Genomic DNA, 20,110 nt, shown 5'->3' with positions numbered 1-20,110 from the left:
GTGTTGATGGTTTCGAAGCGCGCGGACGCTGAAATCTGCGCTCCTCTTTCCCGTTGCGATGTGCCATTCAGAGCCCATGAGCGAGGAGACAGCAGAACCGCGCGCGCAGCGCAAGGGTCGGACGCGCCCGGCGCCTGAACGGCGTGCGAAGGGGTTTCTTCGGGCGGCGGAACTCACCCCGTCGGCGCTGAAATCCTGCGGCGCGCGACGTGGATTCGCCGAATTGCGCCTTCTGACCGAATGGCGCGCCGTTGTCGGTGAGGCGCTCGCATCGATCTGTAGACCGATGAAGGTGACCTATCGCAGCCGCGGCGGGCTCGGCGCTTCGCTCATCCTCACCACTGAGGGTGCGCGGGCGCCCGAGGTCGAGATGCAGAAGACCCGGATCATCGACCGGGTGAACGCGTTTTACGGCTATCGCGCAGTGTCGCGCATTGTTATCGACCAGTCCCGCGCGCCAATGATGCGCGCCGCGCCGGCGGGCCTCGCCGAGGCGCCGGCGAAGTGGGAAGGCGCGCCGCCGGCGCCGGTCAAGGACGTCGCGGATCCAGGTCTTGCGCTTGCGCTTGCGCGGCTGGGCGCCAATGTGAAGGCGAAGACCGCGCGAGCCGCCAGCGATGGCCCGGCGACGGGCGGAAACTCATCAGGGAGCAATGAATGACCTCACCCCATTACTTAACCCGGCGTGGCGCCGTCGCGCTTGGCGTCGGCCTCGCGGCGCTCGCGGCCCGTCCCGCCTTCGCCGAGGATCTCGAGGAGAGGGGCTACGCACTGGGCGACGTGGTGCTGGGACAGGCCGACGCGCCGGTGACCATTGTCGAGTATCTCTCGCTCACCTGTCCGCATTGCGCCCATTTCCATGAAGAGTCCTATCCCGAGATCAAGGCGAAATATATCGACACGGGTAAGGCGAAGATGATCGTGCGGGAGATCTATTTCGACCAGTTCGGTCTGTGGTCGTCGATGACCGCACGCTGCGGCGGCGAGATGGGCTATTATCGTCTGATCGACAGCTTTCTCAGCCGGCAGCAGACTTGGTATCTCGACCATGTGAGGGCCTTCAACGAAACAAAGAATCCCCAGCCGATCATCGGGGAGATGAAGAAGATTGGTCGGCTCGCCGGGCTTTCGAACGAGCGTATGGACGCCTGTCTCGGCGACCAGGACTTTCTTGAGCGTCTGGTCAAGGATTTCCAGACCACGAGCGGCGAAGACGAGGTCCGCTCGACCCCGACCTTCTTCGTCAACGGCGAACGGGTCGAGGGCGCGATCTCCGCCGAAGCGATGGCGGCCGAAATCGACAAGCACCTTTGAAGGGGCGGCGGGGCATGCGCCCCGCCGCGCTTAAAGGCTGATCTGCATCTGCGGCGCGCCGTTCGAGGTCCGCTCCATAGTCTCTCCGTTCCGCTGGATGGTGGCGGAAACGCGCTGACGCAGCACTTCGAAGCTTTCGAAGGTGGAGACGTCGACCGGATCGTCAAAATGCAGCGTGATCCGGAAGCGCCCGTCGCCGAGGGCTGAGACCGCCTTCACCTCTCCGCGGAACGGTTTGCCCAGATAGGCGCCGCCAACGCTCTGACCAACCCCGACGGGCGGGCCGGGCGGGCGGTTGCCGATGGCGGCGTGGAGCGTGTTCCAGTCACGATAGCCGCGCATCCGCGCCACCGCTTCAAGCGATTGCGAATGGCCGAGCGTCTGGCCGCTTTCCGCCAGCGTGGCGCGCAGCCGCTTCGCTTGCGCCTTCAGGTCTTCAATCGAGAGCATCATCGCCGTCCTTCGCGATGCGGATATTCCGACGGGGCCCGCATTGCTATCGCGCCGCATCCTGAAAAGGGGCGAGTGCGTCGATCTGCGAAGGCTTCACCAGGGGCCGGAGCCTGCGGACGGCGGGGGCCTTCACCCCATGTGCGGGCGCAGATAAGACGCGCGACGGCTGCTGTCAACGCGTGGTCAGATCGCCTCGCCTCGCATCAGTTTCGGAACCTCCCCCGAAAGCCCCGACGCCGCGCGCATGAATGCGCGCCTCAGTCCCGGCGTATTGTTGACCATGCCGAGCCCGAGATCGCGGAGGGCGCGCAGCGGGCCGATATCGTTGGAGAAGAGCCGGTTCAGCGCATCCATTGAGAGGCCTAGCGCAGCGGAGTCGAAGCGCCGCCATTGCTCATAGCGCCTCAGGACGGCGATATCGCCGATGTCTTCGCCACGCCGCATCGCCCCGGCCAGCACCTCGGCCAGCGCGGCGGCGTCGCGGACGCCGAGGTTGAGCCCCTGACCGGCGATCGGATGCACGGCATGGGCGGCGTCGCCGAGCAGAGCGAGGCGCGGCGCGACATATTCATGCGCGAGGCTGAAATGCAGCGGATAGGTCCAGCGTTTTCCTTCCAAGGAGAGCGCGCCGAGGAAATCACCGAAGCGGGTCTCAAGCTCGGCGAGGTAGAGATCGTCCGGCAGGGCATGGATGCGCGCCGCCTCCGCCGCGCTTTCGGTCCAGACAAGCGAGGATCGGTTCCGTTTCAACGGCAGGATCGCAAACGGCCCAGCGGGGAGAAAAAGCTCATGTGCGACGCCATGATGCGGCCTTTCATGCGCGACGGCAGAGACCATGCCATTCTGGCCATAGGCCCAGTTGACGCGTTCGATCCCGGCGGCGGCGCGCAGCGGGCTCTCGCGTCCGTCGGCGGCGACGATCAGTCGGGCGAAGACCTCCTCGCCATTCGCCAGCGTCGCGACCGTGCGGCCCGGCTCGACGCGCGAGCCGGAGACGCGGACGCCGTGGCGGATGCGCGCGCCCGGCGTCTCCGCCAGTTTCTCGAACGCGGCGGTGCGGAGATGCCGGTCCTCGATCATCCGCCCGAAGCCGCCGCTTTCCGGCTCACGGTGATCGAAACGCAGGAAAAGGGGCGAGGCGCCCTCGCCGACCCTGCCGTCGGACACCAGGATATCGCTGATTTCCTGCGCTTCCCCGGCGATGCGCTCCCAGACGCCGACCGCCTCCCAGAAGCGTCGCGAGCCGGCGGGCACCGAATAGGCGCGTCCGTCATATGGCTCCAGCTCGTCTTGCGCCGGAGCGGCGTCGAACAGAGCGACCTCCAGCCCGGTCGAGGCGACCGCCAGCGCCGCCGCCGCCCCGGCGAGGCCGCCGCCAATGATCAGAACGTCGAAGTCGGGCGCCGGTTTCATGGTTGATATATCGGCCGTGAGAGGGCGATTGTCCACGCGCGCGCCGTAGCGATGGCCGCGTCGCATCACGAAGGGGGATGGCGGGATGGCGGAGATCACCGAATTGAGCGCAGCGGAGACGGGGCGTCGGATCGAAAGCGGCGCGCTCGACGCGCGCGAGGCGACCGAGGCCTATCTTTCCGCGATAGACGCCCATGCCGACGCCAGCCGCATCTACACCCGTGTTCGCACCGATGAAGCGCGGCGCGAAGCCGCCGCCGCCGCCGGGCGCGCGAAAAGCGGGCTGAGACGCGGGCCGCTCGACGGCGTTCCGATCTCCTGGAAAGACCTCTTCGATTTCAGCGGCGAGATCACCGAAAGCGGCTCCGCGATGCTGAAGGGGCGGACCCCGGAGGTCGACGCCGTCGTCGTGGCGAACGCGAAGCGCGCCGGGTTGGTCGCCCTCGGCAAGACCCACCAGACCGAGCTTGCGTTCTCCGGCCTTGGCGTGAACCCGGTGACGGCGACGCCGCCGAACCGGTTCGACGCGGCGTTGGCCCCCGGCGGGTCGTCCTCCGGCGCCGCCGCATCGGTCGTCTTCGGACTTGCGGCGGCGGGGATCGGCTCCGACACCGGCGGCTCGGTCCGCATCCCTGCGGCTTGGAATTCTCTGGTTGGTCTCAAGACAACGCATGGGTTGCTATCCGACCGGGGCCTGGTTCCGCTCTGCGCCCGATTCGACACCACCGGGCCGCTCTGTCGGACGGTGGAGGACTCGGCCCTGCTGCTCGAAGCGATGGGCGGTGGAAGCGCGCCGGATCTTTCGGGCGCGACGCTGAAGGGCGCCCGATTCGCGGTGCTGGAGACGGTTGCGCTCGACGCAGACTGCCGGGATGCGCCGCGCGCCGCGTTCGAGACCGCGGTCGATGCGCTTTCCCGCGCCGGCGCTAAGGTGGAGCGGGTCGAGGCGCCCGAGGTCGCCGCAGCACTACCGCTTTCGCCCGTTGTTTTCACCGGCGAGGCCTGGGCGGAATGGGGCGAGACGATCGAGGAGAAGGGCGATCTGATGTTCGCCCCGGTGCGCGACCGTTTCCGCTCCGGCGCCACCATCACCGCCGCATCCTATATCCGCGACTGGCGCCGGCTGGAACGGATTCGGTCGGAATGGGCGAAGCGGATGGCGGCGTTCGACGCCGTTCTCATTCCATCCGCCCCGCTCCTGCCGCCGAATGTCGAAGGGTTGCTGGCGGACGCGGAATTCTTCGCGCAGGAGAACCTTCTGACGCTGCGAAACACGCGAATCGCCAATCTCCTCGGGCTTTGCGCGCTGACGCTGCCGACCGCGACGCCCGCATGCGGGATCATGCTGATGGGCCGACCATACGGCGAGGCGCACCTCTGCCGATTCGGCGCAGCGGCGGCGCCGGTGGTGGCGGGTTGAGCGGCGCCAGGATCGGACTCGCATGGGAAGCGTTGCCGAAAAGACACGGCCTGACGCCCGAATCACGTTTAATTTCTGGACCGTAACGACCGGCCTGTGTAACTTGCTCGAAGACGAGGGTCCGTCAGAGACCCCGCATTGAGGTAGTTAGTGATGCAGGCGCCCGAGCGGTTTTCGAACCTCCCGGAGTATGCGTTTCCGCGTTTGCGGGCGCTACTCGACCCCTATCCGCCCGGCCCCGCCGGAGCGAACACGGAACCCGTGGCGATGTCGCTGGGTGAACCGCGTCATCCGCCGCCGCCCTTTCTGGCCGAGGCGCTGGCGCGCCATCTCCACCTCTATGGCAAATATCCGCCAAACGAGGGCCATCCCGACCTTCTGGAGGCCTGCGCCGCCTGGACCAACCGACGCTACGGCGTCAGCGTCGATGCGGGCGCCAACGTCTTTCCGCTGAACGGCACGCGCGAAGGGCTTTTCAACGCTTGTCTCGCGCTCAGCCCCGAGTCGAAGAACGGCGGGCGCGCGGCGGTGCTCCTGCCGAACCCGTTTTACCAGTGTTACGCGGTCGCCGCGCTGACCGCCGGGGCGGAGCCGGTCTATGTGAACGCGACGGCGGAGACCGGCCACCTGCCGGATTACGCCACGCTCGACCCGACGCTCCTCGACCGGGTGACGGTCGCCTATATCTGCTCGCCGGCGAACCCGCAGGGCGCCGTCGCCGGGCCAGATTACTGGGCCGGACTTCTCGCGCTGGCCGAACGGCATGATTTCCGCATCTTCGCCGATGAGTGTTACGCCGAGATCTATCGCGACGCCCCGCCGCCGGGGATACTATCGGCGGTTCGAAGGGTGGGCGCGGACCCTGAGCGGGTGCTCGCCTTTCACTCGTTATCCAAGCGCTCGAATCTGCCTGGTCTGCGGTCAGGTTTCTGTGTCGGCGGCGCGGGGGCGGTCACCGCGCTCCGTCGGCTGCGCGCTTATACTGGCGCGCCGCTTCCGCTGCCGGCGCAACTCGCGGCCGCCGAAATATGGCGCGACGAAACGCATGTCGAAGCGAACCGCGCGCTCTACGCCGAGAAATACGCGCTTGCGGAGCGGATCATCGGATTCGCGCCGAAGGCGGGGTTCTTCCTCTGGATCGGGGTCGGAGACGGCGAGGAGACCGCGCTCCGCCTCTGGCGCGAACATGGCGTCAAGGTCTTGCCGGGGAGCTATCTGAGCCGGGAGGCCAGTCCGGGTGCTGGCGTCGGCGACCCGGGGTGGGGCTATGTCCGCGCCGCTCTGGTTGACGAGGTGGCGCATGTGGAGCGGGGGCTCCACGCCATTCGCGAAGTGATCGGGGGATAGATAATGTCGAGTTGGACTGAAGGTGAACGAGCGCCCCTGCTGCCGCCGGCCGCGCAGGCCTTTCTGAAGCGCCGTGGGGCGGAGCTGACGGGATTCGGCTGCCTGGTTCTCGGTCTCGCACTCGTCGCCGCTCTCGTAAGTTATCAGCCCGACGATCCGAGTTGGATGAATGCGACGTCGAGCGCGCCGCGGAACTGGCTCGGCGCGCCCGGAGCACTGATCGCGGACCCGCTTCTTCAGACGCTCGGCCTCGCCGCCTGGGGGCTGCCGGTCGCGCTGATCGTCTGGGCGTTTCGGCTGATGCTGCATCGGGGTGACGAGCGTGCATGGTCGCGGATGATCCTGATCCCGGCGGCGCTTCTCGTCGGTGCGGTCTTCGCCTCATCGCATGCGCCTCACGACGGTTGGACCCTTCCCGCCGGGCTCGGCGGGGTGATCGGCGACGGCGCGCTCTCCATGCTGCTTTCGGCGATGCCGATTTCGGCCGCCGAAGCGATCAAACCGGTGTCGCTCGCGCTGGCCGGCGCGACGGTTCTGCTCTCCGGCTTCTCGCTCGGCGTCACCTGGCCGGAGGCGGTCGACGCCTTTCACTTCCTCCTGCGCTCGCTGATTGCGGCGCTGGTCACGATGGTGACGATCCTCGCGCGCGCCGGATTCGCCGCCCTGACGTTGCTCCGCGACGTGATGGCGAAACCGCGCTCGAAGAAACATGCCCCGCCGAAACCCATCGGTCGCGACCGGCGCGAGCCTTCGATCGACGGCGAAGCGGGTGAGGTCGGTGATGCGCCGCCGCTGGAGGGTGAAAGCGTGCTGCCGACGATTCTCCGTCGCGCGACGGCGCCTGTGGAGCGGCCGACGCCGAAGCCCCTGAAGAAATCCCGCACCGCCGTCGCGGAGGAACAGCCCCGACTCGCGCTCGACGAAACGGCGGAGGGCGACGCGTTTATTCCTCCGGCGCTCTCGCTGCTGCAGAATCCGGCGAAGATCGTCCGTCACCGCGAAAGCGACGCCGCGCTGGATCAAAATGCGCGGATGCTGGAAAGCGTGCTCGACGACTACGGCGTCAGGGGAGAGATCGGCGCCATCCGCCCCGGCCCGGTCGTCACGATGTACGAGCTGGAGCCGGCGCCGGGGCTGAAGGCGAGCCGGGTGATCGGGCTTTCCGACGACATCGCCCGCTCGATGTCGGCGCTCGCCGCCCGCGTCTCGACCATTCCGGGCCGGAACGTGATCGGCATCGAACTGCCGAACAACAACCGCGAGATGGTGCTGCTGCGCGAGATGCTCTCTTCCGGGATTTACGGCGATTCGAGCTATCGGCTCGCGCTTGCGCTCGGCAAGGATATCGGCGGCGAGCCGGTGATCGCCAATCTCGCGAAGATGCCGCATCTCCTGGTCGCCGGCACCACCGGTTCGGGCAAGTCCGTCGCGATCAACACGATGATCCTTTCGCTTCTCTATCGGCTCAGCCCGAAGGAATGCCGCCTGATTATGATCGACCCGAAGATGCTGGAGCTCTCCGTCTATGACGGCATTCCGCATCTTCTCTCGCCTGTCGTTACCGATCCGAAAAAAGCGGTCGTTGCGCTGAAATGGGCGGTGGCGGAGATGGAGAGCCGCTACAAGAAGATGTCGAAGATGGGCGTGCGCAACATCGACGGCTACAATGCCCGCGTTCGCGACGCGCTCGCTAAAGGCGAGGCGTTCAGCCGCACCGTGCAGACCGGTTTCGACGAGGAGACCGGCCAGCCGGTGATGGAGACGGAGGAGTTCGCTCCGGAGGAGATGCCCTTTATCGTCGTCATCGTCGACGAGATGGCCGATCTGATGATGGTCGCGGGCAAGGAGATCGAGGCCTGCATCCAGCGCCTCGCGCAGATGGCGCGGGCCTCCGGCATCCATCTCATCATGGCGACGCAGCGGCCCTCGGTGGATGTCATCACCGGCACGATCAAGGCGAATTTTCCGACCCGGATTTCGTTCCAGGTCACATCGAAGATCGACAGCCGCACCATTCTTGGCGAACAGGGGGCGGAGCAGCTTCTTGGCATGGGCGACATGCTCTACATGGCTGGCGGCGGCCGCGTCACCCGCGTTCATGGACCTTTCGTCTCGGATGAAGAGGTGGAGGAGGTGGTGCGTCATCTGAAGACGCAGGGCCAGCCTGAATATGTCTCCGCCGTCACCGAGGGCGGCGACGATGACGAGGAATCTGCGGCGATTGACGAGATCCTCGGCCTTGGCGGCGACGGCTCCGACGACGCGCTCTACGATCAGGCGGTGATGATCGTGGCGCGCGACCGCAAATGCTCCACCAGTTATATCCAGCGAAAGCTCGCCATCGGCTACAACAAGGCGGCGCGGCTGGTCGAGCAGATGGAGGACGAGGGCGTCGTCAGCGCCGCCAACCATGTCGGCAAGCGCGAAGTGATGATTGAGGAACGGTGAGACGCAATCACGGATTGTCCGACCGACCACTTCTCGTCTTGATGAGCCCTTGTCCGATGGGACGCGGACGACCGACGCGCGGGCGTTCGCTGACATCCTGCGCATTCCGATCAATCGGGTCTGATCAAGGATACGCGAACCTATTGGGGTGAGCGCTGATCGGGCGTATCGTCGGCGCATGACAGCGCATCGCAAAGATTACGCCTTCACCGCCGGGTCGCCGAAGCAGCGCACACATGACGAAGCGATGTATTCCGGTGCGCTGTCGTTTTGTCGCCGGGCTTACGCGCGCGACCTCGCCGGCGTCGATCTGGCGGTGATGGGCGTTCCGTTCGACACGTCGGTGACCAACCGCCCGGGCGCGCGATTTGGCCCACGCGCGGTGCGCGCCGCTTCGAGCAATCTGGCCTGGTCACGGGCTTGGCCCTCTCCCTTCGATCCTTTCGAGCGGCTCAGCGTCGTCGACTGGGGCGATATAGCCTTTGACCCGGGGCGCCCGGAAAGGGTTCCGGCCGCGATAGAAGCCGCCATCGGGGCCGTGATCGCGGAGGCGGGCGGCGCGCTACTGCTTGGCGGGGACCATTTCACGACCTATCCCAGCCTCAAGGCGCATGCATCGAAGCACGGCGCGCCGCTGGCGCTGATCCAGTTCGACGCGCATACCGACACATGGCCGGACGATGAGCCAGTCGACGGCCCCGACGCTCATGGTCGGATCGACCATGGCACAATGTTCTGGCGAGCCGCGCGCGAGAGGCTGATCGACCCCGCGCATTCCGTGCAGGTCGGCATCCGCACCACGAATGACGACACGCTCGGCATGACCGTGCTTGACGCGACCTGGTGTCATGAGCGGCTGCCGGCGGACATCGCCGCCGAGATACGCCGCGTGGTCGGCGACCGGCCCGCCTATCTCAGCTTCGATATCGACGGGCTCGATCCATCCTGCGCGCCGGGCACCGGCACGCCGGTTGTCGGCGGGCTTTTCACCTGGCAGGCGTTGACGATCATCCGCGCGCTGAAGGGGATCGATCTTGTGGGCATGGATGTGGTCGAAGTCGCGCCCGCCTATGACCACGCCGAAATCACAGCGCTCGCGGCCGCCACCATCGCGCTGGAGCTCATATGTCTTTACGCGGGCGCGCGATGAAAGCCGATGTTCGGGACGCGGTCAGGGCATTTCTCATCGAACATGCTGACACTGAATTCATCGAGATGGTCTGGCCGGACATGAACGGCGTGATCCGCGGCAAATGGTTGCCGGTGGCGGAAATCGACAAGCTGGCGCCGGGCGGTCAGCGGCTGCCGCATTCGACCTATGCGCTGGATATCTTCAGCCAGGACACCGATGTGGCGGGGGTGGCGCAGAAAGTCGGCGACCCCGACGGCTTGGCCTCGCCGCTCCTGCACACGCTCCGTCCGATGCTCTGGTCGCATCGGCCGGCCGCGCAATGCCTGATGACTCTCACCGACGCGAATTGGGAGGGACCAAGCCCTTACGACCCGCGCGCCGCTCTCGCCCGCGTCACTCAGCGCTTCGCGGCCGCCGGTCTTCGCCCGGTGGTCGCGCCCGAGCTTGAATTCTATCTCGTGGACGGAGAGGCCGCGCCCGGCGGCCATGTCCAGCCGCCTCTTGGCGCAGGTGGGTTGCGACTCGAATCCGGGCAGGCTTATCTTCTCGACGTGCAGCGCCATTTCGAGCCGCTGCTTTCGGAGATCGAGGCGGCGGCCGAGATGCTGGGTGCAACGACGACCGGGTTTCTGGCGGAATTCGGTCCGGGACAATTCGAGGCGAATCTAAACCATGTCGATGACGCGCTGATCGCGGCGGACCGCGCGGTCGCGCTGCGTCGCGCGGTGCGCGGCGTCGCCCGCAAGCACGGTATGGACGCCTGTTTCATGGCCAAGCCCTATGGCGAGGAAGTTGGCTCGGGGCAGCATTTTCACGTCTCGGTGCTGGACGCGGCGGGCGCCAACATCTTTTCGGGCGACGACGACGAGACGCCGAATCGGGCGCTATCCGGCGCGATCGGCGGGGTGTTGGCGCGGATGCCGGAATCGACTCTCGGCTTCGCCCCGCATTTCAATTCATACCGACGATTGCGGCCCGGAGCTTTCGCGCCTTCCTCCGCCGCATGGGGGGTGGACAATCGCAACGTGGCGGTGCGTGTGCCGACCGCCGCCGGCGGCGGGGCTCGGCTGGAGCATCGGGTCGCGGGCTCCGACGCCAATCCCTATATTGCGTTGGCGCTGATCCTCGCCGCGATGCTGGAGGGGATCGATACCGACATCGCGCCCGGCCCGCCAGCCGCCGGCGCGACGCCCCCGGAGGGCGCCGGCGTTCTTCCCGGCGATTGGGGCGAGGCGATCCGGGCGTTCGAGAGTTCGGAGTTCATCAGCGCGGCGCTCGGCCCGGAATTCGCCCGCGTCTATGCGGCGATGAAGAGACAGGAAGCGGATGGCTTCGCCGCCCGGGTTTCGGATGTGGAGCATATCGTCACCGCGCGTATGATATGAAAAACGGAGACGGCGACCCGTACGTATTTGGAGAACGAGCTTACAGAACGAAATTTGTTTGGAGGTCATGACGATGCGATTGTTGATCGCGACCGGCTCACTGTTTGTTCTGGCGGGTGGCGCAGCGCTGTTCATTCTGCGCAACGGCTTGTTCATGTATCTCGTCGGCCACCTGACCTACGCGCCGCCGGAGACCCCTGAAGGGGTGACGGCGGCTTTCTCGTCGCTTGCCGCAGAATCGTCGCAGACGCCCGGCGTAACCCTTGGCGCGCTCGCCGACGCGCGGGTGGCCTGCCTCGGTGGCGCCGTCCCGGCGGCGGTGGAGGAAGCCTTTCGGCGGATCAATCTCGTGCTTCTCGGCGCCGGTTCCAATTCTCTCTCGCCAGTGATCAGCCCCGAAGCGCGGCGCGCGCCCGAACTCCGGCCGGATCTGACACGCGTCGATACGAGCCGGCCTCAGCGGATGCCGCCGCGCGACGCCGCGCGGGTGGACGCTTTGCTGAACGCGCTCGCCGATCCCGCCGCGCCGATTCATCGCGGGTTGGACCTGTCCGCAGGCCAACCCGCTTCCGAGCTGCGCCGGCTGGTCGACGAAATGGAATCCGGTAAAGAAAGCTACCAGAACTGCGTCACGAACGCCGGGCGTTGAGGTTCAGCCGTTCCGGCCGCCCTCGACCGGTCCGCCCGCCTTGCGCCACCCGGAAAAGCCCTCGCCGAGCTGAGCGATGTTCTCCATCCCCATATCCTGAAGCGTCTTGACCGAAATCGCCGAGCGACCGGCGGCGGCGCAGAAAAAGACGAACTTCTTCTTCTCGCCGAAGATCGGCTTGTAATAGGGGCTGGCCGGGTCAATCCAGAACTCCAGCATGCCGCGCGGCGCGTGATAGGCGCCGGGAATCCTCCCCTCACGCTCCAGTTCGCGCGGATCGCGAATATCGACGAGCAGGAAATCCTCGTCATCCTTACGCCTGATCGCCTCGGCGGGTGAGATCGTCTCGATCTCCGCCGTCGCCTCTTTCACCATTTCAAACGCCGCTTTGATCGCCATTTTCCATCCTCTCGCCGTCCGGCCCGCACTGCGGCCGAAGAATATGCAGCCGCCCGGGAAGGTTCCCCGCGCGCGTCTCGGTAAACATAGCCGCCGCCGTCGAACCCCGCCACCTCATGCGCCGCGAAAACCCGGTCCCGGCGGCTAGACGCGTCAGTCTCTGATCCACCCGTTATCGAAGCGGACCGCGCCGACGCCGGCGAGGCGACGCTGGCGCTCCAGCTCCGATTCGAGTCGTCTCAGGCGCCCGGCGGCGCGGCGAACCCCCGGCTCCAGCCAGAGGCCGGTGACGACGAGTGCGTCCAGCACCCGATCCGCCTTCATGTCGATCCGCCCGATCAGACGGTCGCCCTCCAGCAGTGGAAAGACATAGTAGCCGTATTTCCGCTTTTCAGCCGGCACGAAGACCTCGATCGTGTAGTCGAAACCGAAAAGCCGCCGCGCGCGTTTACGGTCGCGGATCATCGGATCGAACGGCGAGAGGACGCGCATTCGGGCGGGGGGTTCGGGCGTTTCCTCCGCAAGAAGTTCCGGCCGCGCCAGATGCCGGCGGCTGGTCCCGTCGGCGCCCTCCACCTCGATCTCGATCAGGTTGCTCCGGCCAGCCGCCCAGGTCTTCGCTTCCCCTGGGGAAATCAGGGCCCAGAACGCGGCGAGCTCGCCGGTCGTCGCGAAGCCGAGCCGGTCGAGCGCCGCGCCGCAGGACCAGTCGATCAGCGCCGCGCGATCGGGGGGCTCCGCTGCGTGATGCGCTTCGGGGATCACATTCTCGGTCAGATCATAGACTTTCTGAAATCCCTCGCGCCGCGCGACGCAGAGACGGCCGGAGCGCCAGAGATATTCAAGCGCGGTCTTTGACGGGTTCCACTCCCACCAACCGCCGTTCGAGCGCGTCTCCTCCGCGCCCATCTCGCGCGAAAGGCAGGGGCCGCGCCGGGCGATTTCGGCCATCACCTCCTCCGCCTGCTCCCGAAATCCCACGCGCCCGTAGCTTTCCCACCGCGCGGCGATCCGCGGCGCCTTCTCCGCCATCGCCGTCCGCCAATAGGGGAAGAACCGCGTCGGGATGATCGAGGCGTCATGCGTCCAGTTCTCGAACAGCGCCCGATCGCGCTCGATCAGCCGTTTCAGAGCCTTCGGCCGGTAGGTCTGGTTGCGCGCGAACAGGATCATGTGATGCGCCCGCTCGACCGTGCGGATGCTGTCGACCTGCACGAAGCCGAGCCGTTCGATCAGCGCCAGCAGCCCGTCGCCGGTCAACCGCCCGGTCGGCGGCTCGGCCAGCGCATGTCGGCGCATGAAGAGTCGCCGCGCGCGGCGGTTGTCGATCCGCGGCGGCGTCATCGGCGGCTCACCCGCGCGAAACCGCAGGCTATTCCGAGAGCCCCCATTTCGCCGAGGTCGCATCGAAGAAACCGCTCAGCTTCTTCAGCTTCACCCAGTTGTTCACATAGTTGATCCAGACCTGATCGTCCTGCGGCAGGATCATCGCGATTGGGGCCGGGTCGCGCGCCTCTGCGCCGGGAACGCGGATGACGGGAAATTTCTGGCTAAGCGTCGCGCCTTCGATATTCGAAGTGACGAACACATCCGCGCGTCCGGCGATCACCTCCTGATAGCCGCGGGCCGGCGCCTCGACCACGGTGATCTCGGCGTTGGGGAACCACTTCTTCGCCTGTTTCTCGAATGTGGTTCCCAGTTCGGTCGCCACTTTCACGCCGGGCTGATTGATCGATTCCCAGCCGTCGAACTTCGCGGCCTTGTCTTCGGTGGTGAAGGGGTAGATCTCTACCAGAACATAGCTCTCGGAGAACCCCGCGACTTTCATCCGGCCCGGACTGATCGAGGCGGAGCCGGTCAGGTGATAGGCGCCGGCGGTCACGCCGTTCACCAGCGTCTTCCAGTCGGTCGGCACGAATTCAAGCGTGACGCCGAGATCGGCGGCCAGCGCCTCCATCACATCGACGTCGAAGCCCTTGTAGCTGTTCGTCGCTGGGTCGCGTACGCTCATGGGGTTCCAGTCGCCGGTGGTGCCGACTTTCAGCACGCCGTTCGTCAGGATGTCGTTGAGCGCCGATTGCGCGAAAGTCGGGGGTGCGAAGATAAAGCTGAGAGTGGCCGCGATGGCGGCCGAAAGGATAAATTTCATGTGAAGACTCCTTCTGGGCGAAGATGCGCCGGTTTGGCGGGTTCAGGCTCGAGCGCGGAATCGCAAGAGCGATTAAAACTTCTCCTCCCGGGCTGTTCCACAGCTAATTTGAGTCCTAGCTTGGCCACGCGGCGCAGAATGGCGCGTCGGGGATCGGACCATGTTCATGACCGAGAAAGAAACGATGCCGGTGATCGAGATGGCGGGCGTCAACAAGTGGTTCGGCGATTTCCACGTTCTGAAGGATATCGATCTCGAGGTGCGGACCGGCGAGCGGGTGGTGATCTGCGGGCCGTCCGGTTCCGGCAAATCGACAGTTGTGCGCTGCATCAACCGGCTGGAAGCGCACCAGTCCGGGCGGATCGCAGTCGACGGGATTGAACTGACCGATGACAACGTCAGCGTAGAGGCGATCCGCGCCGAGGTCGGGATGGTGTTCCAGCAGTTCAATCTCTTCCCGCATTTGACAGTGCTGGAGAACCTGACCCTCGGCCCGGTCAAGGCGCGCGGGCTGTCGCGCGCAGCGGCGACCGAACGGGCGATGCGGTATCTGGAGCGGGTGCGCATCCCCGAGCAGGCGCATAAGCGGCCTGGCCAGCTCTCCGGCGGCCAGCAGCAGCGAGTCGCCATCGCCCGCTCGCTCTGCATGGAGCCGAAGATCATGCTTTTCGACGAGCCGACCTCGGCGCTTGACCCGGAAATGATCGCCGAGGTGCTGGAGGTGATGACGGGCCTCGCCGAAGAGGGCATGACGATGATCGTGGTGACGCATGAGATGGGCTTCGCGCGCCGGGTCGCCGATCGCATGGTGTTCATGGACGCGGGTGAAATCGTCGAGACCGGGCCGCCGGCGGCGTTCTTCGCCGCGCCGAAATCGGCGCGCTGCCGCGATTTCCTCGACCGCATTCTCGCGCATTGAGCGGAATGCGGGTTCTCGCGCCTCTTTTTCTCGCCTTCACGCTGGCGGGCTGCGCCTCCGGCGTCTCCTGGGGCTGGTATGTGATCGACCCGTCGACAGCGCAGGGCCAGACCAATATCCAGTTTCTCGTCTCCGGTTTCTGGACGACGATCTCGATCTCGCTGATCGCCGCCGGGCTTTCGGCCATGGCCGGTCTTCTCGTCGCGCTACCGGCGTTCTCGGCGCGTCGCTGGCTTCGCATCGTGAACCGAGTCTATGTCGAGTTCATCCGCTCGATACCGCTTCTGCCGATGCTGTTCTGGGTCTTCTACGGAATGCCGCTGCTCTTGAAGGCGATGGGGATCACGTTGCCGGTCGACCCGTTCTGGGGCGCGGTCATTACGCTCGCGATTTCCGACAGCGCCTTCACCGCCGAGATCTACCGCGCCGGCATTCAGTCGATCGGGCGCGGTCAGACAGAGGCGGCGCGCTCCATCGGGCTCACCCCGATGCAGAGCATGGTCTACGTGATCCTGCCGCAGGCGATCCGGCGAATCCTGCCGCCGCTCGCCAACCAGTTCATCTATATCGTGAAGATGAGCGCGTTCGCCTCGGTCATCGGGGTGCAGGAGCTGACGCGCCGCGCGAACGAACTGGCGGTGACGGAATACCGGCCGCTTGAGCTCTACACGTTCCTGATTCTCGAATATCTCGTCCTGGTGCTCGTCATTTCCGCCGCCGTCAGGTGGCTGGAGCGCCGGATGGGATCGGACGAGAGGAACTGAGCGGCTGAAGCGTTTCAGGGTCGGATTGAATCGGTTTTCGCCGGCTCTCCCGATTCACGGGCGAAGGCGTAACCGATCCTCCATTTCCGTCCGAACGTGAAACGTTCTACCGAATGAATTGCGGTCGGAACTTCACTCGCTTCACCGATCCGGGCGCAAGATGGCGATTCAGCCGGCGGTTCGCGGCGCCGAAAACCGTGATGATGAAAAGCGTGAACAGCACGAAATAACCGGCGACGATCGGGTAGGCGACGAAAGGATTGAATGTCCGTTCGGCGAAATAGCTGGCGTAGTAGAGCGCGTCGCCCTCCTGCCGCCAGGCGGGAAAACTGGAAAAGAACACCAGGGCGGTCGCATGGCCCATAAAGATCGCCTCGTTCGTATACGCCGGCCAGGCGATGCGCAGCATGGTTGGCCAGACGATCCGGCGGAACTTCTGCCCGCCGGTCATGCCGATAGCGTCGGCCGCTTCGATTTCACCCTTCGGCACATTCACAAGCGCGCCGTGAAATATCTCCGCCGTATAGGCCGAGGTGTTCAGGATGAGGACAATCAGCGCGCCGAGCCAGGCGCGAGTGAACCAGGCGGTGTCGATGCCGATCACGACGAAGCCGAGATCGATCTCGCCTGCGAACTTGGGAATCAGGACGAACGCTTCATAAAAAAGGAAGAACTGGATGAAGAGGGGTGAGCCGCGAAAGATGAAAATGAAGGCCTTCGAGGGTCCGGAGACGAGGGGGTTCCGGCTCGCTTTGCCGAGTGCGACCAGCGTCGCAAGCCCAAAGCCGAACGCCATGGCGACGGCGGTGAAATAGATGTTCCAGACCATGCCGGAGCCGATCAGCACGAGCTGTTCGCAGATCCCGATATCGCCGCGCGGCAAGAGCCGCTCGCCGATCCCGAGCGAACGCAGCCCGTAGGCGGAGAGCGCGTCGAGACAGTTCATGTCGAGAACCCGGCGGCGTAACGGCGATTGAGCCGGCGAAAGCCGCGCTCGCTGAGCCAGGTGAGGAGGAGATAGAAGATCAGGAGCGCGATGAAATAGCCGAGCCGCCAGTCGCCATGCGGAAACGCGTAGCGCGAGGTCTTGGCGCCGCCCAGCTCCTTCGCCCAGTATACGACGTCCTCGACGCCGAGGAGAAAGAGCAGCGGCGTCGCCTTGATCAGGATCATCCAGAGATTGGAAAGCCCCGGCAGCGCGAACCGCCACATCTGCGGCAAGTGAATGCGCCGGAACACCTGGCTGCGGCTCATCCCGATCGCTTCGCCCGCCTCCAGTTGGCCGCGCGGAACGGCGGCGAGCCCGCCATGGATGATGTTCGCCGCGAAAGCGCCGAAGACGATGGTGAAGGCGACCAGCGCCAGTAAGAAACCGTAGATGTCATGGACCGATTGCGGCGCGGTCGAGAGCGGCAGCTTCGCCGCCGCGCAGACCACGAAGTCCGCCCCCTGCCGCACCGGGGCGGTCACGTCCGGGCAGAGGGCCCGGTGCCGGATATATTCGAACGTCTGGTCCAGCGCGATCGGAACGAAGAGAAAGAACACGATATCCGGCACCCCTCTCACCATCGAGGTGTAGATATTGCCGATCCAACGGAGCGGCGCCGCTCGCGAACTCCGGGCGAGGGCGCCGGCGATCCCGAGGAGCAGGATCAGTGGCGCCGCCAGGACGAGCAGAAGCAGTACGGTTCCGAAGGACTCGTAGAAACTGATCTGTTTCGGCGTGGTCAGATAGCAGAGCCACCATTCGACGTCGCCGAGGACAGACGGGTCGGCGCAGAACTCCATCTCTCCCCCTCGCGCCGGTTTCTCCGGCGTCGTCAGGTTGCAGCGAAACCGCGATCAGCCCGTGGCCGCAACCTTGTCGATGCTAATATACATGGTCACGCCCATCGAACCATTTCGCGATCATCGCGTTCAGCGCGCCGTCAGCCTTCATCGACTCTATGGCCGTGTTGAGCTTGGCTTTCAGCTCGGTATCGCTCTCGCGCACGCCGATGCCCATACCGCCGCCGATCGTCAGATTCTCGCCGACGAAGACGAAATCGTCACTCTCGTTCACGATGTCCTCTAGGAAGCCCCTGTCAGCGAGCACAGCGTCAACCTCACCGTTCTTCACCGCGGCGATGGTGTCGTCCCAACTCGGGAACTCGACAAGTGTCGCGCCGGATTCGACGATATAGTGGGCTTGGACCGAAGTGGCCGCGGCGGCGACGACGCCGCCCCGCACCTCTTCGCCCGCGCCGGCGAGGGCGATATAGGCGGACGGGTCGGGCGGGTAATATTCCTCGGAGAAATCGATCACCTTGTCCCGCTCCGGCGTGATCGTCATGGCGGCGAGAATGGTGTCGTAATTTCCGGACACAAGATTCGGGATGATCGTTTCCCAATCGTTCGTGACCCAGACGCAGTCGAACCCAGCCCGGCGGCAGATTTCATCGCCGAACTCACGCTCAAATCCATCGACCTCGTTCTGGTCGTTGATATAGCTGAACGGTGGATACGCGGCCTCGACGCCCATGCGCAGCGTCTCCGCCGCCGCACCACCGGCGGTGAATGCGATTGCGGCGGTCATGACGGTGGAATGAAGTCTCGATATCGTCCGGAAAGTCATCGTATTCATGGTCCCTGAACCAGCCTCAGTTGACCATCGCGTCTACCACGTGCGGTTGCATATCGAAAGGCGCGACCCACGAAAGGGCCGCGCACGCGCTTCAATAGGCGTCGTCGCGCCCATCGAACCATTTCGATATCATCTCGTTCAGCACGCCGTCCTCCTTCATCGAGGCGATCGCGGCGTCGAGCTTGTCCTTCAACTCGCTATCGCTTTCCCGGACGCCGACGCCGATGCCGCCGCCAAGCTCGACATCCGGGCCGACGAACGCCAGCGCGCCCCCACTTTCATTGACGATGTCCTCCAGAAAGCCCTTGTCGGCCAGCACCGCGTCCGCCTCGCCGTTCTTTACCGCGGCGATCGTGTCGTCAGGCGTCGCGAACTCCATCAGCGTCGCGCCGGAGGCGGCGACATGCGCGGCCTGGATTGTCGAGACCTGCGCCGCCACGACACCCTTGACGACGTCCGCGCCAGCTCCCGGTTGCGCCACGTAGGCGGATGGATCGGGTGGGAAATAGTCCTGCGTGAAGTCGATCACCTCGTCGCGTTCGGGTGTGATCGACATGCCGGCGATGATCGCGTCGTAATTGCCGGAGACGAGGTTCGGGATGATGCTGTCCCAATCGTTCGTGACCCAGGTGCAGTCGAGCTTCGCGCGCTTGCAGATCTCATCCCCGACCTGGCGTTCGAAGCCGTCCACCTCGCCCGCGTCGTTGATGAAATTATAGGGCGGGTAGGCGCCCTCGGTGCCGAGACGCACGGTCTCGGCCATCGCGCCGCCCGCCATGAGCGCGCCCAGCGCGGCCAGGCCGGCGATATCCAGCAGTTTGCCCATCAGGTGATCTCCTTCGTTGGTCCGGATCAAAGCGCGCTGGCGAGAAACGCCCGGCACCGCTCAGATTTCGGTCTGGTGAAAACTTCGGTCGGGGTTCCTTCCTCCTCGACCACGCCCTTGTGCAGAAATACGACGTTGCTGGACACCTCGCGCGCGAAGCCCATCTCGTGCGTGACGACAAGCATCGTGCGCCCCTCGTCGGCCAGCCCGCGCATCACCCGCAGCACCTCGCCAACCAGTTCCGGGTCGAGCGATGAGGTCGGCTCGTCGAAAAGCAGCGCCTTCGGTCGCATCGCCAGCGCCCGAGCGATGGCGACGCGCTGCTGCTGGCCGCCGGAGAGTTGCGCCGGATAAGCGTCCGCCTTGGCGGCGATGCCGACCTTCTCGAGCACCGCCATGGCGTCCTCGCGCGCCTCGGCTTCGGGGCGACGCTGCACCTGAACCGGGCCTTCCATCACGTTCTGGAGCACCGTCATGTGCGCCCAGAGGTTGAACTGTTGAAAGACCATGCCGAGTTGCGAGCGCAGTCGCGCGATCTGTCTCGCATCCGCCCCGAGCGGGCGGCCGCGCGCATCCGAGCGCACCCGCACCTCTTCGCCCTCCAGCACGATGCGTCCGCGATCCGGCGTTTCCAGAAAGTTGATGCAGCGCAGGAGAGTCGATTTGCCTGAACCCGAAGAACCGAGGATCGAGATCACGTCGCCCTTCCGCGCGGCGACGGAGACGCCTTTCAGAACTTCCAGGTCACCGAAGCTCTTATGAATATCTTCTGCTAAGAGCGTGGGCCCTGCGCTCACTTGCCATCCCTTCCGGTTTCGTTCGGTAACCATGTAAGCGTGATATGACGCCGTAGCGCAAGCCGGAAGCCC

At 65.4% G+C, this 20,110-nt stretch carries 20 protein-coding genes; 10 read left to right on the top strand and 10 right to left on the bottom strand.

Going from position 1 to position 20,110, the window contains the following annotated elements:
• The first annotated feature begins 76 nt into the window (after positions 1–76).
• Positions 77–661, top strand: coding sequence for a DUF721 domain-containing protein (locus tag G5B40_RS12845; protein ID WP_165099281.1), 585 nt, complete (start codon positions 77–79; stop codon positions 659–661).
• Entirely contained in the window at positions 658–1,314 is a 657-nt protein-coding gene (locus tag G5B40_RS12840) for a DsbA family protein (protein ID WP_165099278.1), read from the top strand. Before G5B40_RS12845 ends, G5B40_RS12840 begins: the two co-directional genes overlap by 4 nt.
• Positions 1,315–1,344: 30 nt before the next feature.
• Here the strand turns inward: G5B40_RS12840 and G5B40_RS12835 are convergent, their stop codons facing one another.
• Positions 1,345–1,764, bottom strand: coding sequence for a glyoxalase superfamily protein (locus G5B40_RS12835; RefSeq protein WP_246209498.1), 420 nt, complete (start codon positions 1,762–1,764; stop codon positions 1,345–1,347).
• Between the two features lie 186 nt (positions 1,765–1,950).
• Positions 1,951–3,180, bottom strand: coding sequence for an FAD-dependent monooxygenase (locus tag G5B40_RS12830; RefSeq protein WP_165099274.1), 1,230 nt, complete (start codon positions 3,178–3,180; stop codon positions 1,951–1,953).
• 85 nt (positions 3,181–3,265) lie between these two features.
• On the opposite strand from G5B40_RS12830, the gene G5B40_RS12825 reads away from it, so the two are divergent.
• The 6 genes from G5B40_RS12825 (at position 3,266) to G5B40_RS12800 (ending at position 11,561) form a co-directional block, all read left to right on the top strand.
• Entirely contained in the window at positions 3,266–4,600 is a 1,335-nt protein-coding gene (locus G5B40_RS12825; protein ID WP_165099272.1) for an amidase, read from the top strand.
• Between the two features lie 153 nt (positions 4,601–4,753).
• The gene (locus G5B40_RS12820; protein WP_165099270.1) at positions 4,754–5,947 is read left to right on the top strand and encodes an aminotransferase class I/II-fold pyridoxal phosphate-dependent enzyme; all 1,194 of its coding nucleotides are present in this window, start codon (positions 4,754–4,756) and stop codon (positions 5,945–5,947) included.
• Positions 5,948–5,950: 3 nt separating this feature from the next.
• Positions 5,951–8,395 carry a DNA translocase FtsK gene (locus tag G5B40_RS12815; protein WP_165099268.1) on the top strand — a complete coding sequence of 815 codons (2,445 nt, stop codon included), beginning with the start codon at positions 5,951–5,953 and terminating at the stop codon, positions 8,393–8,395.
• Positions 8,396–8,573: 178 nt separating this feature from the next.
• On the top strand, positions 8,574–9,545 hold the full coding sequence (speB, locus tag G5B40_RS12810; protein ID WP_165099265.1) for an agmatinase: 972 nt from the start codon (positions 8,574–8,576) through the stop codon (positions 9,543–9,545).
• Positions 9,542–10,912 (top strand): glutamine synthetase family protein, encoded by a 1,371-nt coding sequence (locus G5B40_RS12805; RefSeq protein ID WP_165099263.1) that lies wholly within the window; start codon positions 9,542–9,544, stop codon positions 10,910–10,912. The genes speB and G5B40_RS12805 overlap by 4 nt, the downstream gene beginning before the upstream one ends.
• A 73-nt stretch (positions 10,913–10,985) precedes the next feature.
• Positions 10,986–11,561, top strand: a complete 576-nt coding sequence (locus G5B40_RS12800; protein ID WP_165099260.1) for a hypothetical protein — start codon at positions 10,986–10,988, stop codon at positions 11,559–11,561.
• 3 nt (positions 11,562–11,564) lie between these two features.
• On the opposite strand, the gene G5B40_RS12795 is transcribed toward G5B40_RS12800, so the two are convergent.
• The 3 genes from G5B40_RS12795 to G5B40_RS12785 form a co-directional block, all read right to left on the bottom strand.
• Complete coding sequence (locus G5B40_RS12795; RefSeq protein WP_165099258.1) at positions 11,565–11,960, bottom strand: rhodanese-like domain-containing protein; 396 nt, start codon at positions 11,958–11,960, stop codon at positions 11,565–11,567.
• Positions 11,961–12,113: 153 nt separating this feature from the next.
• Positions 12,114–13,304, bottom strand: a complete 1,191-nt coding sequence (locus G5B40_RS12790; protein ID WP_165099256.1) for a winged helix-turn-helix domain-containing protein — start codon at positions 13,302–13,304, stop codon at positions 12,114–12,116.
• Positions 13,305–13,332: 28 nt separating this feature from the next.
• On the bottom strand, positions 13,333–14,109 hold the full coding sequence (locus G5B40_RS12785) for a transporter substrate-binding domain-containing protein (RefSeq protein WP_165099254.1): 777 nt from the start codon (positions 14,107–14,109) through the stop codon (positions 13,333–13,335).
• A gap of 166 nt (positions 14,110–14,275) precedes the next feature.
• Here G5B40_RS12785 and G5B40_RS12780 point away from each other — a divergent pair, with 166 nt between their 5' ends.
• Positions 14,276–15,028 (top strand): amino acid ABC transporter ATP-binding protein, encoded by a 753-nt coding sequence (locus G5B40_RS12780; RefSeq protein ID WP_281350508.1) that lies wholly within the window; start codon positions 14,276–14,278, stop codon positions 15,026–15,028.
• 5 nt (positions 15,029–15,033) lie between these two features.
• Entirely contained in the window at positions 15,034–15,792 is a 759-nt protein-coding gene (locus G5B40_RS12775; protein ID WP_165099251.1) for an amino acid ABC transporter permease, read from the top strand.
• 106 nt (positions 15,793–15,898) lie between these two features.
• On the opposite strand, the gene G5B40_RS12770 is transcribed toward G5B40_RS12775, so the two are convergent.
• The 5 genes from G5B40_RS12770 to G5B40_RS12750 form a co-directional block, all read right to left on the bottom strand.
• Positions 15,899–16,738 (bottom strand): ABC transporter permease, encoded by an 840-nt coding sequence (locus tag G5B40_RS12770; RefSeq protein WP_165099248.1) that lies wholly within the window; start codon positions 16,736–16,738, stop codon positions 15,899–15,901.
• Entirely contained in the window at positions 16,735–17,580 is an 846-nt protein-coding gene (locus tag G5B40_RS12765; protein WP_165099246.1) for an ABC transporter permease, read from the bottom strand. The genes G5B40_RS12770 and G5B40_RS12765 overlap by 4 nt, the downstream gene beginning before the upstream one ends.
• 82 nt (positions 17,581–17,662) lie before the next feature.
• On the bottom strand, positions 17,663–18,406 hold the full coding sequence (locus tag G5B40_RS12760; protein WP_179961577.1) for a transporter substrate-binding domain-containing protein: 744 nt from the start codon (positions 18,404–18,406) through the stop codon (positions 17,663–17,665).
• A gap of 100 nt (positions 18,407–18,506) precedes the next feature.
• On the bottom strand, positions 18,507–19,241 hold the full coding sequence (locus G5B40_RS12755) for a transporter substrate-binding domain-containing protein (protein ID WP_165099244.1): 735 nt from the start codon (positions 19,239–19,241) through the stop codon (positions 18,507–18,509).
• Between the two features lie 26 nt (positions 19,242–19,267).
• Positions 19,268–20,071: an ABC transporter ATP-binding protein gene (locus tag G5B40_RS12750; protein ID WP_165099242.1), complete on the bottom strand. Its 804-nt coding sequence runs from the start codon at positions 20,069–20,071 to the stop codon at positions 19,268–19,270.
• Positions 20,072–20,110: the final 39 nt, after the last annotated feature.

The sequence above is a fragment of the Pikeienuella piscinae genome, from assembly GCF_011044155.1.
Taxonomy (GTDB): domain Bacteria; phylum Pseudomonadota; class Alphaproteobacteria; order Rhodobacterales; family Rhodobacteraceae; genus Pikeienuella; species Pikeienuella piscinae.
The sequence above is the reverse complement of the archived record's forward strand: the minus strand, read 5'-3'. Positions and strand labels throughout refer to the sequence as shown.

Bases quoted from the DNA above. Each gene is read 5' to 3' on its own strand.
- G5B40_RS12775 (WP_165099251.1), top strand. From the start codon at position 15,034: ATGCGGGTTCTCGCGCCTCTTTTTCTCGCCTTCACGCTGGCGGGCTGC.
- G5B40_RS12825 (WP_165099272.1), top strand. From the start codon at position 3,266: ATGGCGGAGATCACCGAATTGAGCGCAGCGGAGACGGGGCGTCGGATC.
- G5B40_RS12760 (WP_179961577.1), bottom strand. From the start codon at position 18,406: ATGACTTTCCGGACGATATCGAGACTTCATTCCACCGTCATGACCGCC.
- G5B40_RS12805 (WP_165099263.1), top strand. From the start codon at position 9,542: ATGAAAGCCGATGTTCGGGACGCGGTCAGGGCATTTCTCATCGAACAT.
- G5B40_RS12830 (WP_165099274.1), bottom strand. From the start codon at position 3,180: ATGAAACCGGCGCCCGACTTCGACGTTCTGATCATTGGCGGCGGCCTC.
- G5B40_RS12845 (WP_165099281.1), top strand. From the start codon at position 77: ATGAGCGAGGAGACAGCAGAACCGCGCGCGCAGCGCAAGGGTCGGACG.
- G5B40_RS12790 (WP_165099256.1), bottom strand. From the start codon at position 13,304: ATGACGCCGCCGCGGATCGACAACCGCCGCGCGCGGCGACTCTTCATG.
- G5B40_RS12835 (WP_246209498.1), bottom strand. From the start codon at position 1,764: ATGCTCTCGATTGAAGACCTGAAGGCGCAAGCGAAGCGGCTGCGCGCC.
- G5B40_RS12765 (WP_165099246.1), bottom strand. From the start codon at position 17,580: ATGGAGTTCTGCGCCGACCCGTCTGTCCTCGGCGACGTCGAATGGTGG.
- G5B40_RS12755 (WP_165099244.1), bottom strand. From the start codon at position 19,241: ATGGGCAAACTGCTGGATATCGCCGGCCTGGCCGCGCTGGGCGCGCTC.
- G5B40_RS12815 (WP_165099268.1), top strand. From the start codon at position 5,951: ATGTCGAGTTGGACTGAAGGTGAACGAGCGCCCCTGCTGCCGCCGGCC.
- speB (WP_165099265.1), top strand. From the start codon at position 8,574: ATGACAGCGCATCGCAAAGATTACGCCTTCACCGCCGGGTCGCCGAAG.
- G5B40_RS12780 (WP_281350508.1), top strand. From the start codon at position 14,276: ATGACCGAGAAAGAAACGATGCCGGTGATCGAGATGGCGGGCGTCAAC.
- G5B40_RS12800 (WP_165099260.1), top strand. From the start codon at position 10,986: ATGCGATTGTTGATCGCGACCGGCTCACTGTTTGTTCTGGCGGGTGGC.
- G5B40_RS12820 (WP_165099270.1), top strand. From the start codon at position 4,754: ATGCAGGCGCCCGAGCGGTTTTCGAACCTCCCGGAGTATGCGTTTCCG.
- G5B40_RS12750 (WP_165099242.1), bottom strand. From the start codon at position 20,071: ATGGTTACCGAACGAAACCGGAAGGGATGGCAAGTGAGCGCAGGGCCC.
- G5B40_RS12770 (WP_165099248.1), bottom strand. From the start codon at position 16,738: ATGAACTGTCTCGACGCGCTCTCCGCCTACGGGCTGCGTTCGCTCGGG.
- G5B40_RS12785 (WP_165099254.1), bottom strand. From the start codon at position 14,109: ATGAAATTTATCCTTTCGGCCGCCATCGCGGCCACTCTCAGCTTTATC.
- G5B40_RS12795 (WP_165099258.1), bottom strand. From the start codon at position 11,960: ATGGCGATCAAAGCGGCGTTTGAAATGGTGAAAGAGGCGACGGCGGAG.
- G5B40_RS12840 (WP_165099278.1), top strand. From the start codon at position 658: ATGACCTCACCCCATTACTTAACCCGGCGTGGCGCCGTCGCGCTTGGC.